Raw genomic sequence first — 14358 nt, forward strand, 5'->3', positions numbered from 1 at the left:
GCATCCGCACCCCCTGCCGTCCCCGCAACCGGTGGCCGCGCCCCGACGGGGACCGGTCAGCAGGAACCGCCGCCGTCGCCCCCGGAGGATCCGCCCCCGTCGGCGGACCCGCCCCAGGAGCCGCCGTCGCCGCACGAGTCGCCGGAACCGCCGGAACCGGGCCAGCCGCCGTCCGCGGGACCGGCGACGGCGCTGGGCAGGAAGGCGCCACCGGCCCGCGCCCGGCCGCCCCGCCCGTTGTCGGCCCCTCCCGGCCCACGCACCAGCCGCACCACGACGGCGACGAGGATCCCGACGACCACGAGCCCGAAGACCACGGGGAACAGCGAGAAGACCACCAGGAACAGCCCGGGTTCCACCGCGAGACCTCCTCCGCGCGGCGCGCTGCCGCGGTGCGACGACGCTACCGCCCCGGTCGGCGCGGCGTGGGCGGGTCCCGGCGGGTCGCGGTGCCTCGGCCCCGGGGGCGGCTTCAGCCGCCCAGGAGACGGTGGACGACGGCGTCGGCGAGCAGGCGCCCGCGGCGGGTGAGCGCGACCCGCCCTCCGGGAACGGGTTCCAGCAGGCCGTCGAGCAGCAGCTGCGCCGCCGCCGGGCGCGCACCCCACCACGCGGGGTCGAACCCCTCCGCCAGCCGCGAGCGCAGCAGGACGTCCTCGGTGCGCCGGTCCTCCTGGGAGAGCACCTCCCGGGCGTGCGCGGGGCTCTGCCCGCTGCCCAGGCGGCCGGCGTAGGCGCTGGGGTGCTTGACGTTCCACCAGCGCACCCCGCCGACGTGGCTGTGCGCACCCGGGCCGACGCCCCACCAGTCGCCGCCGCGCCAGTAGGCCAGGTTGTGCCGGCAGGCGGACTCCGGCTTCCTGGCCCAGTTGCTCACCTCGTACCAGGAGAACCCCGCGGCGCTCAGCGCGTCGTCGACGACCTCGTACTTGTCGGCCTCGTCGTCGTCCTCGGGCGCCGGGACCTCCCCGCGGCGGATGCGCGCGGCCAGCCGGGTGCCCTCCTCCACGATGAGCGCGTACGCCGAGACGTGGTCCGGCTCGCACGCCAGCGCCTCGTCCAGGCTGCGGCGCAGGTCGTCCGTGGACTCCCCCGGCGTGCCGTAGATGAGGTCCAGGCTGACGTCCAGGCCGGCCTCGCGCGCCCAGCGCACCGCCTCGGGCACGCGGCGCGGGTCGTGGGTGCGGTCCAGCACCGCCAGCACGTGCGGCACCGCCGACTGCACGCCGAAGGAGACGCGGGTGAACCCGGCCGCGGCCAGCGTCGCCAGCGCCTCGGGGGTCACCGAGTCGGGGTTGGCCTCGGTGGTGACCTCCGCACCCGGCTCCAGGCCGAAGCGCTCGCGCACCGCGCCGAGCATCGCCGCGAGGTCGCCGGCCGGCAGCAGGGTGGGCGTGCCGCCGCCGAAGAACACCGTGGACGCCGGGCGGGCGGCCGCGCCCAGCACGCGGGCGGCCAGGTCGACCTCGGCGGCGGCGGTGGCGGCGTAGGCGGCCTGCGAGCCGCCACCGCCCAGCTCGGTGGCGGTGTACGTGTTGAAGTCGCAGTAGCCGCAGCGCACCGCGCAGAACGGCACGTGCAGGTACACCCCGAAGGTGCGCTCGGCGGCACCGGCCAGGGCGGTGGGGGGCAGGGCGCCGTCGGTCGGGACGGCCTCGCCGTCGGGCAGGGAGCTCGGCACCCCTCCAGTGTCACCCGGCGCACGCACCGCCCCGGACGCCCGCCGGGGTGCGGTGCGGTGCGCGCGGTCCCACCATGTGCCCATGTCCGGCAACGACGTCAAGGAGACCGCCCGCCAGGGGGAACGCTTCGCCGAGCGCCACGAGACCACCGTGAAGCGGGTGGGCCGCGTCGGCGTGCTCGCCGAGGGGGTCGTGTACCTGCTGGTGGCGTGGCTGGCGCTGCAGATCGCGTTCGGCACCGCGCCCGCCCAGGCCGACACCTCCGGCGCGATGTCCCGCATCGCGGCCCAGCCGTTCGGCCAGGTGCTGCTGGCCCTGCTGACGCTCGGCTTCGCCGCGATGGTCGTCTGGCAGGTCTTCGCCGCGGTGGCCGCCGACGGGGCCGCGGACCGCGTCAAGGCCGTCGTCAAGGCCGTGGTGGCCGCGGTGCTGGGCGTGACCAGCGCCCGGTTCCTGTTCGGCGGCGGCACCTCGAGCGGGCAGCAGCAGCAGACGCTGACGCAGCGGGTGCTGGAGGCCCCGGGCGGGGCGGTGCTCGTCGTGGTGGTCGGCCTGGTGGTCGCCGGCGTCGGCGTCGGGCTGGCGGTGCGCGGGCTGATGAAGAAGTTCGAGGACAAGGTCGAGGGCTCCCTCTCCCCCGCCCTGACGGCGCTGGGCGTGGCGGGCTGGGTGGCGCGCGGCGTCGCGTTCGGCGTCCTCGGCGTGCTGGTGGTGCTGTCCGCGAACGGCGACACCGCCAAGTCGCGCGGTCTGGACGCCGCGTTCCACGAGATCGCCCAGCAGCCGTACGGGCGCGTGCTGCTGACGGTCGTGGCGCTGGGCCTGGCGGCCTACGCCCTGTTCGAACTGCTCACGGCGCGGCGCCGCCGCCGCGCCTGAACCGTCCGGGCGGCCGGGCGGCGCGCAGGTAGCGTTCCCGGCGTGACGCAGCCGACGAGCACCCCGCGGGTCCTGCCGGGCGAGGACGAGCCGTGGGCGCTCTCGCTCGTGGCGCGCGTGGAGCGCGATCCGCTCCCGGCGCACACCGACCTCCTGGTGGCCGCCGCCCGCGCCGTGGTGCTGCTGCTGGCCGACGAGCGCACCACCGCTGCGGGCGGGGAGTTCCACGACGCGGTCGCCGCCTGGCGCGGACGGCGGATCCGCAAGATCACCCGCCGGGCGCGCGGGGTGCGGTGGGAGCGCACCGCGGAACTGCCGCACGTGCAGGCGCGCAGCGGGGACGCGGTGGTGCGCGCGTTCGCCCCGCACCCGCGCGAGGAGGTGCCCGCGCTGCTCAGACCGCTGCAGGTCGGTGGGCTGGACCTGCCCGACCCCGAGGGCACGAGCGCGCCGGCCGCCGCGCCCGGCGTGCTGACGATCCGGCTGCACCCCGGGGTGCGGATGACGACCGGCAAGGCCGCCGCCCAGGTCGGGCACGCCGCGCAGCTCGCCTGGGAACGGTCGCCGGCGCTGCTCACCTCTGCGTGGGCGGCCGGGGGTTTCCGGGTGCGGGTGCTGACCGGGGCACCGGTGCTGCCCGCGGGTGAGCGCGTCGACGTGCGTGACGGGGGGTTCACCGAGGTGGCCCCGGGGACCGTCACCGCCAGCGCGGGCTTCGAGGACTGACCTCCCGCGGCGCCGGGCGCCGGTGGGAACAGCACGACCCCCGCACCGGAACGGTGCGGGGGTCGTGCCGGGCCGGTCGCGTCAGGGACGCGTGACCGAACTGGTCAGAGACGCGTGACCTGGCTGGCCTGCGGGCCCTTGGCGCCCTGCGTCACGGTGTACTCGACGCGGTCGTTCTCGTCGAGGCTGCGGAAACCGCTGCCCGTGATCTCGCTGAAGTGGACGAACACGTCGGCCGAGCCGTCCTCGGGGGCGATGAAGCCGAAGCCCTTCTCGCCGTTGAACCACTTGACAGTTCCCTGAGCCATGAGGCCTCCTCAGGTACGACGCCCTGCGAACAGAGCTAGCCGCCGAGGGGCTGACCTGATTGGAAAGCTGTACGACCCTCGGAAACGATCCCCGGGGCGTGTGAAGCACATCGAGAACAGCGACTGGTGAAGACCTTAGCACCCCGCCGACCGGTGCCCGTCGAGGCGGTGGGCGCCGGCGCACGAAGTGCCACCGGAGGCTCCCTGTCCCACGCTGGTGCCGTGGAACTCCCGATCGGACGCACAGAGACCATCGACGTCGCCGGGCGCTCGCGGAACGTGTGGCGCGCCGGGGACTCCGGCCCCCTGGTGCTGCTCGTGCACGGCATCCCCACCAACCACACCCTGTGGTGGGACGTCGTGCCGCGCCTGCACGAGCACGCCCGCGTGGTGGCCGTGGACATGCTCGGCTACGGCGGCTCCCCCGCCCCGGCGGGCACCGGGGTCGACATCGCGTCGCAGGCCTCGGCCCTGCTGGACCTGCTGGACACCCTCGGCGAGGAGCGCGCCGTCGTGGTCGGGCACGACCTGGGCGGTGGCGTCACGCAGATCCTGGCGACCACGGCGCCGCAGCGCGTGGCGGGAGCCGTGGTCGTCGACGGCGTCTGCTACGACGGCTGGCCCGTGCCCGGCATCAAGGCCCTCAAGCTCGCCTGGCCGGTGCTCGAGCGCCTGCCGGCCGGTGCCCTGGAGAAGGTGCTGCGCACCGCGCTGCGGCCGCTGTTCACCCACCAGGACCGCGCCGGGCAGGCGGTGGACCGCTTCGTCGCCCCGTGGCTGGAACCCGGCGGCGGCCACCGCCTGGCACGGCACCTGCGGGCGGCGGACTCCGTCTACACCCAGGCCGTGGCGCCGTTCCTGCCGCGCCTGGACCTGCCGCTGGAAGTGGTCTGGGGCATGCGCGACAGGCAGATGAAACCCCGCTACGGCGAGCGCCTGGCCCGCGACGTGCCCGGCGCGAACCTGACCCGCGTGGACGACGCGAACCACTTCGTGCCGGTGGACCGGCCCGACGTCGTCGCCGACGCGGTGCTGCGCGTGCTGCAGCGCGCCGGGGTCGCCTCCCAGGGCGGCTGAGCACTCGCGGGGCCGGCGCGAACCGCGCCGGCCCCGCTCCTGCTACTTCTTCGCCTTGTCCTTGGCCTTGTCGCCGGCGGCGTCGGAGGACAGCGCGGCGATGAACGCCTCCTGGGGGACCTCGACGCGCCCCACCATCTTCATGCGCTTCTTGCCCTCCTTCTGCTTCTCCAGCAGCTTGCGCTTGCGGGTGATGTCACCGCCGTAGCACTTGGCCAGGACGTCCTTGCGGATCGCGCGGACGTTCTCGCGCGCGATGATCCGCGCACCCACCGCCGCCTGGATCGGCACCTCGAACTGCTGCCGCGGGATGAGGTCCTTGAGCTTGCCGGCCATCATCACGCCGTAGGAGTACGCCTTGTCCTTGTGCACGATCGCGCTGAACGCGTCGACCTGCTCCCCCTGCAGCAGGACGTCCACCTTGACCAGGTCCGCGACCTGGTCGCCGTCCACGTCGTAGTCCAGGGAGGCGTACCCGCGGGTGCGGGACTTCAGCTGGTCGAAGAAGTCGAACACGATCTCGGCCAGCGGCAGGCGGTAGCGCATCTCCACGCGCTCCTCGGACAGGTAGTCCATGCCCTGCAGCTCGCCGCGGCGCTGCTGGCACAGCTCCATGATGGCGCCGATGAACTCGGCCGGCGCGAGCACCGTCGCCTTGACGACGGGCTCGCGGATCTCGGACACCTTGCCTTCGGGGAACTCCGAGGGGTTGGTGACGGTGACGACCTTCCGGTCCTCCATCGTCACCTCGTACACCACGCTGGGCGCGGTGGAGATGAGGTCGAGGTTGAACTCCCGCTCCAGCCGCTCGCGGACGATCTCCAGGTGCAGCAGGCCCAGGAACCCGATGCGGAAACCGAACCCGAGCGCGGCGGACGTCTCCGGCTCGTACGACAGCGCGGCGTCGTTGAGCTTGAGCTTGTCCAGGGCCTCGCGCAGCGCGGGGTAGTCCGAGGCGTCGATCGGGTACAGGCCCGAGTAGACCATCGGCTTGGGGTCGCGGTAACCGCCCAGCGCCTGCGTCGACGGCTTCGCCGCGTTGGTGACGGTATCGCCGACCTTGGACTGGCGCACGTCCTTCACGCCGGTGATGAGGTAACCGACCTCGCCGACGCCCAGGCCCTTCGACGGCGCGGGTTCCGGGGAGCTCACCCCGATCTCCAGCAGCTCGTGCGTGGCCCGCGTCGACATCATCGCGATGCGCTCGCGCGGGGAGAGGTGGCCGTCGATCACCCGGACGTAGGTGACGACACCGCGGTAGGTGTCGTAGACGGAGTCGAAGATCATCGCGCGGGCCGGGGCGTCCGGGTCGCCCACCGGCGCGGGGACCTGCTTGACGATCTCGTCGAGCAGCGGCTCGACGCCCGCGCCCGTCTTGCCCGAGACGCGCAGGCAGTCCTCCGGCTGGCAGCCGATGAGGCCGGCCAGCTCCTCGGCGAACTTCTCCGGCTGCGCCGCCGGCAGGTCGATCTTGTTCAGCACCGGGATGATCGTGAGGTCGTTCTCCATGGCGAGGTAGAGGTTCGCCAGGGTCTGCGCCTCGATGCCCTGCGCGGCGTCCACGAGCAGCACCGCGCCCTCGCACGCCGCCAGCGAGCGCGAGACCTCGTAGGTGAAGTCCACGTGCCCGGGGGTGTCGATCATGTTCAGGGCGTAGTCGGTACCGCCCAGGCCCCAGGGCATGCGCACGGCCTGCGACTTGATGGTGATGCCGCGCTCGCGCTCGATGTCCATGCGGTCCAGGTACTGCGCGCGCATCGCCCGCGCGTCCACGACCCCGGTCAGCTGCAGCATCCGGTCGGCCAGCGTCGACTTGCCGTGGTCGATGTGGGCGATGATGCAGAAGTTGCGCAGCAGCTCCGGCGGCGTGGAAGCGGGAGCCGGAGCGTTCGCGGCCATCGGGGACACGGGCGGGGTGCACCTCTCGTCGGCACGGTCGTGGACCCCCATCGTCGCACGCGGCCGCTGGAGCGGTCCCCGGGAACCGGTGGGGCCGGGGCCGCGTCACAGCCGCACGGTCACGGCGACCGCACCTCAGGAGGCCCCCGTGCGCACTGGACCCACCACCTCCCGCTCCCCCCTCGACGTCCCCCCGGCCGTCCCGGCGGCCGGCTGCCTGCGCGCGGGCCCGGCGGCGTGGCGCCGGGCGCTGCCGGCCGTGCTCCTCGCCGCCGTGCTCGCGGCCTGCACCGGGTCCGGTGCCGGGTCCGAGGCGTCCTCCGACGACTCCGCCGGTGCCGGCGGCCCCGTGGCAGCGGAGGCGGCCGCCGGGGACGAGGCCGCTGCCGCGCAGGACGCGGCGGGCGCGGTCCCGGCCGGGCTCGCCGGCACCGGGCTCGCCGACGACGTCACCGGGCGTTCCGTGGTCTCCACCGCCGCCCTGGCGGTCACCGTGGACGACCCGGCGACGGCCGCGGACCGGGTCGCGGACCTCACCCGCGCCGCCGGCGGGTTCGTCGCCGCCGGCAGCACCGGCGGGGGCACCGGCCCCGCGCAGGCGCACCTGACGCTGCGGGTGCCCGCCGAGCGCCTGGAGCAGGTGCTCGACGAGGTGGCGGCCCTGGGACGGCAGGTGGAGCGCAGCACCACCGCCACCGACGTCACCGCCGAGGTCGCCGACGTCGACAGCCGCGCCACCTCCGCGCGCGCCGTGCTCGCCGCGTTCCGCGACCGCCTGCCGCAGGCCGGCAGCGTCGCCGACGTGCTCGCCGTGGAGGGGGAGATCGCCCGCCGGCAGGCGGACCTGGACGCCCTGCTGGCGCGGCAGCGGGTCCTGGCCGACCGGGTCGCCCTGGCGAGCGTGGAGGTCTCCCTCTCGCGCGCGGCGCCGGCGACGGCCACCGCACAGGGGCCCGGTGGCTTCACCGGGGGCCTGGCCACCGGCTGGGCGGCGCTGCTGGGGGTGCTGCGGGCGGCCGCCGTCGTCCTCGGCGTCGTGCTGCCGTTCGCGGTGCCGCTGGCGGCCGCGGCCGTGCCGCTCGTGCTGCTGCACCGCCGGCGCCCCCGGACCGCGACGCCCCCGGCGACGCAGGGCTGAGGCGACGCAGGGGTGGTGCTCAGCGCGCCCGCTCCCCGGTCCGGCCGTACAGCCGGGTCAGCGGGGAGGCGCTGACCCCGAACGCCACCACGCTGACGGCCACCGCCAGCGTGCCCGCCGCGAAGACGCGGGGGTCCTGCACCCCCCGGTGCAGGCTGTGCGCGAGGTAGAACAGCGCGCTGACGCCCATCGGGCCGAACCAGCCGGCGAACAGCGCGTCGCGCCCGCGCAGACCCAGCGGGCGCGAGAGCGCCAGCACCACCGGCAGCCGGCGCACCAGGAGCACCAGCGCGGCGAACGCGAGCGCCCCGGGCCCCAGGTCCAACCAGCCGCCCCAGGGCAGCACCGCCCCCAGCAGCAGGAACAGCGGCAGCACCGCGTAGCGGTTGACGGCCTCGTCGACGGCGTCCTGCGGGCTGCGGTCGCTGTCCGGCACCAGCCGGTTGTACGCCAGCCCCGCGACGAACGCGGCCAGCACCCCGTCACCGCCCAGCACCCGCGCCACCCCCAGCACCGCCACGGCCAGCAGCAGCGTGAACACCAGGCGAGGCCCGTCCCCCAGGGCCTGCCGCCCGGAGGCCAGGCGCAGCCCGCGCCCGGCCATCCAGCCGGCCGCCAGCCCCACGGCGGTGCCGACCAGCACCTCCTGCAGCAGGCCCGCCACGGCGCTGCCCGCGCTCTCCTGCGGCAGCACCGCCGCCAGCGCCAGGGCCACCAGCGGCAGGGCCAGGCCGTCGTTGGCGCCGCTCTCCACCGTCAGCACCTGCCGCAGCCGGGCGGGGAGGGTGGACTCGGCCAGGTCCCCGGAGACCACGGACGCCGCCAGCACCGGGTCGGTCGGGCACAGGCACGCCCCCACCAGCAGCGCGGCCGCCAGCGGCAGGCCCGTCAGCAGCGCCGCAGCACCACCCAGGAGCGCGGACAGCGGCATCACCACGGCCAGCAGGAGCAGGGCCGGGCGCACCAGCGCCCGCAGCTCGTGCGCCGGGAAGCGCAGCGCCGCCGCCGTCACCGACCACGCCAGCAGCAGCCGCGAGCCCTCCAGCAGCAGCAGGTCCCGCCGCTCGGCGGGAAGGTCCACCACCCCGAGCAGGTGCGGGCCGAGGGCGACGCCGAGCAGCAGCGCCACGAGCGGCTCGCTCAGCGGCCACCGGCGCACGCGGCGGCTGGCCAGCGCCAGCACCACGCCGCTCGTGCCCAGGACGGCGTAGGTCAGGTGGAGGTGGTGCACGGGATCTCCTGCGGTGCGCGCCTCCGGTGCGGTCGGGGTGCGCGTCGGGGCCGGACGTCGGAGTGGACCATGCCGCAGCGCTCGCCGGCGCGCGAGCGCAGCCGGGCACCCCGGCACCTCGGCGCCCGTTCGGGAGTCGGGCGGGGACCGCACCCCCTGCTACCCTGGACGACGCCTTCGCCTCCTCGTGCGGAGGTCACGGCCGATCACCCTCACCCCCGGTACCCCACGCCGGAGTCCAGGTGCCCCGGCCGCCCTCTGACACCGATCAGCTCGACCGCAAGGAGACGGAACGCCCCGTGGCGAACATCAAGTCCCAGAAGAAGCGCATCCTCACGGCCGAGAAGGCGCGCGTGCGCAACAAGGCCGTGAAGTCGGAGCTGCGCACCGCCGTGCGCGCCTTCCGCGAGGCCGTCGCCGCCGGTGACGCCGAGAAGACCGCCGCCGCCCTGAAGCACGCGAGCCGCAAGCTGGACAAGGCCGCCAGCAAGGGCGTGATCCACAAGAACCAGGCGGCCAACCGCAAGTCGGCCATCGCCAAGATCGCCACCAAGGCCTGAGCTCCGGCTCACCCGTCAGGGCCGGTCCCCACCAGGGGGCCGGCCCTGCGTCGTCCCCGGGCCCCCCGCGCGACGCGCTCAGCGCTCGCGGGCGGCCGCCGTGACCCGCACGGCGCGCTCCACGGCGAACGCCCCGTCCAGGCCGCCGCCCTTGACGGCGTGGTCGGCGGCCGCCACCGCCAGGATGGCCTCGGCCATGCCCTCCGCGGACACGCCCTGCACCTCCCGGCGCACCTTGTCCACCAGCCAGGGCGCCATGCCCAGGTCGCGGGCCACGTCGGCGCTGCGCCCGCGGGTGGAGGCCACCTTCGCGAGCTGCCGCAGGCGGGACGCCAGCGCGGCGACGATCACGACACCGGGCACGCCCGTGGCCTCGGCGTGCCGCACCAGCGCCAGCGCCCGGCCCGCGTCCCCGGCCACGGCGGCGTCGGCCACCTCGAAGCCCGTGGCCTCCCGCCGGCCGGCGTGGTAGCGGTGCACGTCGGCCTCGGTGACGGTCCCCTCCGTGTCGGTCAGCAGCTGGTCCAGGCCCGCGACGAGCTCACCGAGGTCGCCGCCGAGCGCCGCCACCAGGGCGCGGGCGGCCTCCAGGTCGATGCGGCGGCGGGCGCGGCGGGCGTCGGCCAGCACGAGGTCCACCTTGTCCTGGTCGCGCTTGAGCGGCTGGCACGTCACCTCCACCGCCCCGGGGGCGGTGCGGGCGGCCTCCAGGAGCTTGCGCGCCCGGTTGCCGCCGCGGTGGCGCAGCACCAGGACGACGTGCTCGGCGGGCACCGGCAGGTACTCCAGCACGTCCTCCACGAACGCGTCGGTGGCGGCGTCGACGCCGTCGACGAGCAGCAGGGACCGCTCACCGAACAGCGACGGCGACGCCCAGGTGGCCAGCTGCCCCTTCTGGTAGCCGGCGGCGGCGACGTCGGTGCGCTCGAAGGAGGGGTCGCGCTCGCGCAGCCGGGTCACCAGCGCGGTCAGCGCCCGGTCCGCCAGGTGGTCCTCGGAGCCGGTGAGCAGCACCACCGGTGCGGGTTCGAGGTCGTGCGGGGCCGGTGCCGCGGACGACGGCTTCTTCGCGGCACGGGCGGGGGTGGTCCTGGCGGGCACGGCCACAGCCTGCCACCAGGTGCCGACGCCACCGCCTGAGGACTGTGCGTCGAATTTCCACCACCGTGCGTCAGGACGTACCACCTCGCGGGCTGCACACCCCCCCACAGGACCCGGTTCCCGGGTTCCCGGGGGCCCCCAGGAGCTAGGTTGGCCCCAGCACCAGGGGGAGGGGCTCACACCGTGGGTACAGGAACGTCTTTCGCCACCGGGGGGGTGGCGTCGGGACTGAAGGCGCTGAGCGGGGAGCCGTCGGCGCAGTCGATCGTCCCGCGGATCGTCGAGGTCGCGCGAGCGCTGGAGGACGAGGTCGTGGCCGGGGACGGCCGTGAACGCCTCACCGGGGGCGCGCTGCTGCAACGGGCCGCGCTGGTCCGCGACGCCGTGCTGGCCGCGCAGCCACAGGGGCGGCCCGTGGCGGTGCTGCGCGGCCACGACGCGGGCGCCCTGGTGGGCGTCGTGGGGGTCGTCGCCGCAGGCGTCCCGCTCGTGGTGCTCGACCCGACGACACCGGCGGCACGCCTGCGGCACTACGTCGAGGCGGCGGGGGCGACGATCTGCGTGACGGACGCCGAGCACGCCGGAACCGCCCGGCTCCTCGCGCCCACGGTGCTCGACCCCGAGACCGCCGGCCGGCCGCTGCCGGACCCGGTGGCGGCCGCCGAGTCGCTGCTGGGCTCTCCGGTCGGCCCCGGCGACACCGCCGTCATCGTCTACACCTCCGGCTCGACCGGCGCCCCGAAGGGCGTCGCCTGCGACCACCGCTCGATCCTGCACGACGCCTGGGTCAACAGCGTCGCCTCGGACTGCTACGGCCCCGGCGACGTCGTCGTGCACCTGCTGCCGATGGCGTTCAGCGCGGGCATCGGCGTGACGCTCGCGTGCCTGCTCACCGGCGCGCGGCAGGAGCTGTTCGACCCCCGCAGCCGCTCGGTCGCGCAGCTGCACGAGTGGATGCGGGAGGTCGGCGCCACCGTGCTGCTCGCCTCGCCGGCCATCCTGCGAGGGCTGCTGGCAGCGCTGCGACCCGGCGAGACCATCGAGGGCCTGCGGTCCCTGACGATGGCCGGTGAGACGGTGCACGGCGCCGAGCTCGCCGCGATCCGCCGCGCGGTCGGCACGGGCTGCTCGCTGCGGAACCGCTACGGCTCCACGGAGACCTGGCTGATGGCCGAGCACCGCATCGAGGCCGGTGACCCGGTGCCGGTCGGTGCGACGCCCGTCGGTCGGGCGGTGCCGGGGCTGCGCTTCGACGTCGAGGACGAACACGGCCGGCTGCACGAGCAGGGCACCGGACGCGTCGTCGTGACCGGCCACTGGCTCGGCAACAGCTACTGGGGCGCGCCCGAGCGCACCGCCGAGGTCTTCCGCGACAACCCGGACGGCACGCGCACCTTCCGCACCAGCGACGTCGGGACGCTCGACGAGCACGGCACCCTGCGACTGCTGGGCCGCACCGACGACAGCGTCAAGGTCCGCGGCCTGCTCGTGGAGCCGGGGGAGATCGACGCCCTGCTGTTCGCCCAGCCGGACATCCGCGAGGCCGTCGTGGTCGGGCGCACCTCCCCCCGCACCGGACGGACGTCGCTGGTCGCCCACGTCGTCCCCGAGCCCGGTGCGAGGCTGCACGCCGCCGGGATCCGCGCGCTCGTGGGCGCGAACCTGCCCTCGCACATGGTGCCCGAGCAGGTCCTCTTCCTGGATGCGCTCCCCCGCACCGAGCGCGGCAAGCTCGACCGCTCGGGGCTGCCGGAGGTCCCCGACGTCGTGGGCACCAAGGGCCCGCGCAACGACTTCGACGCCGTGCTGCTGGGCCTGTTCGAGCGGGTCCTGGAGATGCCGTCGCTGAGCATCGACACGGACTTCTTCGCCGCCGGCGGCGACTCGCTCGCGGCCCAGGCCCTCGTGGCCGCGATCGAGGACGAGCTGGGCACGAGCTCCGGTCAGCTGTCGACCGCGCTCATCGCCGCCAACCCCACGCCGGCCCAGCTGGCGACGGCCCTGCGCGGCGACCGCCGGCGCTCCTCGTCCACCCTGGTCCCGCTGCGGACCGGCGGCAGCGGCACACCGCTGTTCGTGGTGGCCGGGGCCGGGGGCGTGGCGATGGGGCTGCGGCCGCTGGCGGTGCGCCTGCCGGGCACGACCGTGTACGGCCTGCAGGCCCACGGCATGGAGAACCCCGGCCTGCCCGACTGGTCGATCCGGCGCCTGGCCGCCCGGCACGTGCGCGCCCTGCGCGGGGTGCAGCCGCACGGCCCCTACCGGGTGGCCGGGCACTCCATGGGCGGGCTGGTGGCCCTGGAGGTGGCCCAGCAGCTGACGCGCGCCGGCGAGGAGGTCGAACTGCTGGTGGTCCTGGACTCCTTCCCCCCGGACCCCGACGTCGTCCCGCGGGTGTTCGCCCCGGGCGAGGGGCTCGTGCAGCGGGTCAAGTCGGTGGCGGGCCTGCTGGCCACCGGCATCGTCCCCTCCCGCAACGGAGGGCACTACGGGCGCTTCCACCGCCAGGGCGCTGTGCTGCAGCGCCGCTACCGGACGACCCCCTACGCGGGGCGGACCGTCGTCGTCGTCGCGCAGGACGACGCGGACGCCGGGGCCCGGAGGCAGTGGGACGCGCACCTGACGGGCCACTGGGTGCGCCACGAACTGCCCGGCGAGCACATGACGATCCTCACCGAGCCGCTGGTGGGACGCCTGGCCTCGCTGCTCGCCCGCGAGCTGGGCGCCGTCCACGGGGGTCAGCGCGCAGGGTCCGGCACGACCGCCTGATCGGACCCGCCCGGCCCTCCCCCGCCGCACCGGGAGTACACGCCTCACCCGTTCGGCCCAAACCGGTTGCCGCGCACCATCCTGGGTAGTTACGGTGAGTACACAGGGTTGCGGCGGGGGGCGCTGGCAACCGTTCATCTGGGGGGAACCATGAAGCGACGTCTCATCACCGCTGCCTGCGCGCTGGTCGCGCTGGTCGCTGGCGCCGGTCCGGCCGCTGCGCAGCACCCGGGGGCGAACGGGGAGAAGGCCTACGGCTGGGACGGCAGCGGCCTGGTCGCCCCGTGCCTGTCGGGCGTGCCGATGGACGAGTGGACGCCCTTCAACATCGTCCCGACGGGGACGGCCCGCTCGGCGATGGCGTTCTCGCCCTCCGGCCGCCACCTCGCGATCTCCGGCTCCCGCGCCGAGGACGAGGGCCTGTACGTGGTGGACACCGTCAACTGCTACCCGCCGCGGCTGATCGGCCCCACGGCGGAAGGCGCGTCCTGGTCGCCGGACGGCAAGCAGCTCGCCGTCGAACGGGACGGGGACGTCGTGGTCGTCAGCCCCAGCACCGGGGCCGTGCTGCGCAACCTCACGCCCGGCACTGCGGACACGGTCGAGTCCAACCCGTCCTGGAGCCCGAGGGGCGGCAGCATCGCCTACGAGGCGCAGGACGGCGTGCGCACCGTCCCCGCCGCCGGCGGCCGCCCGTCCCTCGTGGCGCGCGACGCGGTGGACCCGGACTACTCCCCCGACGGCACCAGGCTCGCCTGGATCCGCACCTCCGACCAGCACATCACGGTGGGCGACACCAGGGGCCGCGACGCCAGGGCGACGCGCATCTCCGCGTACACGTTCACCTGGTCGCCGGACGGGAAGTCGTTCCTGTTCGTCGGTTACGCGGGTGAACCGGACTGCCTGGTCGCCACCACGTCGGGCCGCATCACCGAGCGCATCGGCGGAGCCCCCTGCGGCCCCGTGGCCTGGCAGCCGCGCCGCTGAC

Annotated in this window: 13 protein-coding genes; 7 read left to right on the forward strand and 6 right to left on the reverse strand. The window is 75.5% G+C overall.

What is annotated here, in order from left to right:
- Positions 1 to 56 precede the first annotated feature (56 nt).
- Both ACRYR9_RS07820 and hemW read right to left on the reverse strand, forming a co-directional pair.
- On the reverse strand, positions 57 to 359 hold the full coding sequence (locus tag ACRYR9_RS07820) for a hypothetical protein (protein ID WP_432494432.1): 303 nt from the start codon (positions 357 to 359) through the stop codon (positions 57 to 59).
- A gap of 113 nt (positions 360 to 472) precedes the next feature.
- Positions 473 to 1681: a radical SAM family heme chaperone HemW gene (hemW, locus tag ACRYR9_RS07825; protein ID WP_432494430.1), complete on the reverse strand. Its 1209-nt coding sequence runs from the start codon at positions 1679 to 1681 to the stop codon at positions 473 to 475.
- Positions 1682 to 1763: 82 nt separating this feature from the next.
- Here hemW and ACRYR9_RS07830 point away from each other — a divergent pair, with 82 nt between their 5' ends.
- Together ACRYR9_RS07830 and ACRYR9_RS07835 are read left to right on the forward strand one after the other, a co-directional pair.
- A complete protein-coding gene (locus tag ACRYR9_RS07830; RefSeq protein ID WP_432494428.1) occupies positions 1764 to 2561 on the forward strand; it encodes a DUF1206 domain-containing protein in 798 nt (265 codons plus the stop codon).
- Positions 2562 to 2603: 42 nt separating this feature from the next.
- Complete coding sequence (locus ACRYR9_RS07835) at positions 2604 to 3287, forward strand: hypothetical protein (protein ID WP_432494426.1); 684 nt, start codon at positions 2604 to 2606, stop codon at positions 3285 to 3287.
- A gap of 104 nt (positions 3288 to 3391) precedes the next feature.
- On the opposite strand, the gene ACRYR9_RS07840 is transcribed toward ACRYR9_RS07835, so the two are convergent.
- On the reverse strand, positions 3392 to 3595 hold the full coding sequence (locus ACRYR9_RS07840; RefSeq protein WP_432494424.1) for a cold-shock protein: 204 nt from the start codon (positions 3593 to 3595) through the stop codon (positions 3392 to 3394).
- A 222-nt stretch (positions 3596 to 3817) separates the two neighbouring features.
- Here ACRYR9_RS07840 and ACRYR9_RS07845 point away from each other — a divergent pair, with 222 nt between their 5' ends.
- Complete coding sequence (locus ACRYR9_RS07845) at positions 3818 to 4672, forward strand: alpha/beta fold hydrolase (RefSeq protein WP_432494422.1); 855 nt, start codon at positions 3818 to 3820, stop codon at positions 4670 to 4672.
- A gap of 42 nt (positions 4673 to 4714) precedes the next feature.
- On the opposite strand, the gene lepA is transcribed toward ACRYR9_RS07845, so the two are convergent.
- Positions 4715 to 6571 (reverse strand): translation elongation factor 4, encoded by a 1857-nt coding sequence (gene lepA / locus ACRYR9_RS07850; protein WP_432494420.1) that lies wholly within the window; start codon positions 6569 to 6571, stop codon positions 4715 to 4717.
- 148 nt (positions 6572 to 6719) lie between these two features.
- On the opposite strand from lepA, the gene ACRYR9_RS07855 reads away from it, so the two are divergent.
- On the forward strand, positions 6720 to 7709 hold the full coding sequence (locus ACRYR9_RS07855; RefSeq protein WP_432494418.1) for a DUF4349 domain-containing protein: 990 nt from the start codon (positions 6720 to 6722) through the stop codon (positions 7707 to 7709).
- A 19-nt stretch (positions 7710 to 7728) separates the two neighbouring features.
- On the opposite strand, the gene ACRYR9_RS07860 is transcribed toward ACRYR9_RS07855, so the two are convergent.
- On the reverse strand, positions 7729 to 8940 hold the full coding sequence (locus ACRYR9_RS07860) for a cation:proton antiporter domain-containing protein (protein ID WP_432494416.1): 1212 nt from the start codon (positions 8938 to 8940) through the stop codon (positions 7729 to 7731).
- Between the two features lie 299 nt (positions 8941 to 9239).
- On the opposite strand from ACRYR9_RS07860, the gene rpsT reads away from it, so the two are divergent.
- Entirely contained in the window at positions 9240 to 9500 is a 261-nt protein-coding gene (gene rpsT, locus ACRYR9_RS07865; protein ID WP_432494414.1) for a 30S ribosomal protein S20, read from the forward strand.
- 78 nt (positions 9501 to 9578) lie between these two features.
- Here the strand turns inward: rpsT and holA are convergent, their stop codons facing one another.
- Positions 9579 to 10601 carry a DNA polymerase III subunit delta gene (gene holA / locus ACRYR9_RS07870; RefSeq protein ID WP_432494412.1) on the reverse strand — a complete coding sequence of 341 codons (1023 nt, stop codon included), beginning with the start codon at positions 10599 to 10601 and terminating at the stop codon, positions 9579 to 9581.
- Positions 10602 to 10817: 216 nt separating this feature from the next.
- Here holA and ACRYR9_RS07875 point away from each other — a divergent pair, with 216 nt between their 5' ends.
- Together ACRYR9_RS07875 and ACRYR9_RS07880 are read left to right on the forward strand one after the other, a co-directional pair.
- Complete coding sequence (locus ACRYR9_RS07875) at positions 10818 to 13370, forward strand: AMP-binding protein (protein WP_432494410.1); 2553 nt, start codon at positions 10818 to 10820, stop codon at positions 13368 to 13370.
- A gap of 150 nt (positions 13371 to 13520) precedes the next feature.
- A complete protein-coding gene (locus tag ACRYR9_RS07880; protein ID WP_432494408.1) occupies positions 13521 to 14357 on the forward strand; it encodes a TolB-like translocation protein in 837 nt (278 codons plus the stop codon).
- Position 14358: the final 1 nt, after the last annotated feature.

The organism is Kineococcus auxinigenes (genome assembly GCF_050871525.1).
Classification (GTDB): domain Bacteria; phylum Actinomycetota; class Actinomycetes; order Actinomycetales; family Kineococcaceae; genus Kineococcus.

What these genes read in the sequence shown, in the direction of transcription:
- ACRYR9_RS07830 (WP_432494428.1), top strand. Translation starts at nt 1,764, where the DNA reads ATGTCCGGCAACGACGTCAAGGAGACCGCCCGCCAGGGGGAACGCTTC.
- ACRYR9_RS07840 (WP_432494424.1), bottom strand. Translation starts at nt 3,595, where the DNA reads ATGGCTCAGGGAACTGTCAAGTGGTTCAACGGCGAGAAGGGCTTCGGC.
- lepA (WP_432494420.1), bottom strand. Translation starts at nt 6,571, where the DNA reads ATGGCCGCGAACGCTCCGGCTCCCGCTTCCACGCCGCCGGAGCTGCTG.
- ACRYR9_RS07880 (WP_432494408.1), top strand. Translation starts at nt 13,521, where the DNA reads ATGAAGCGACGTCTCATCACCGCTGCCTGCGCGCTGGTCGCGCTGGTC.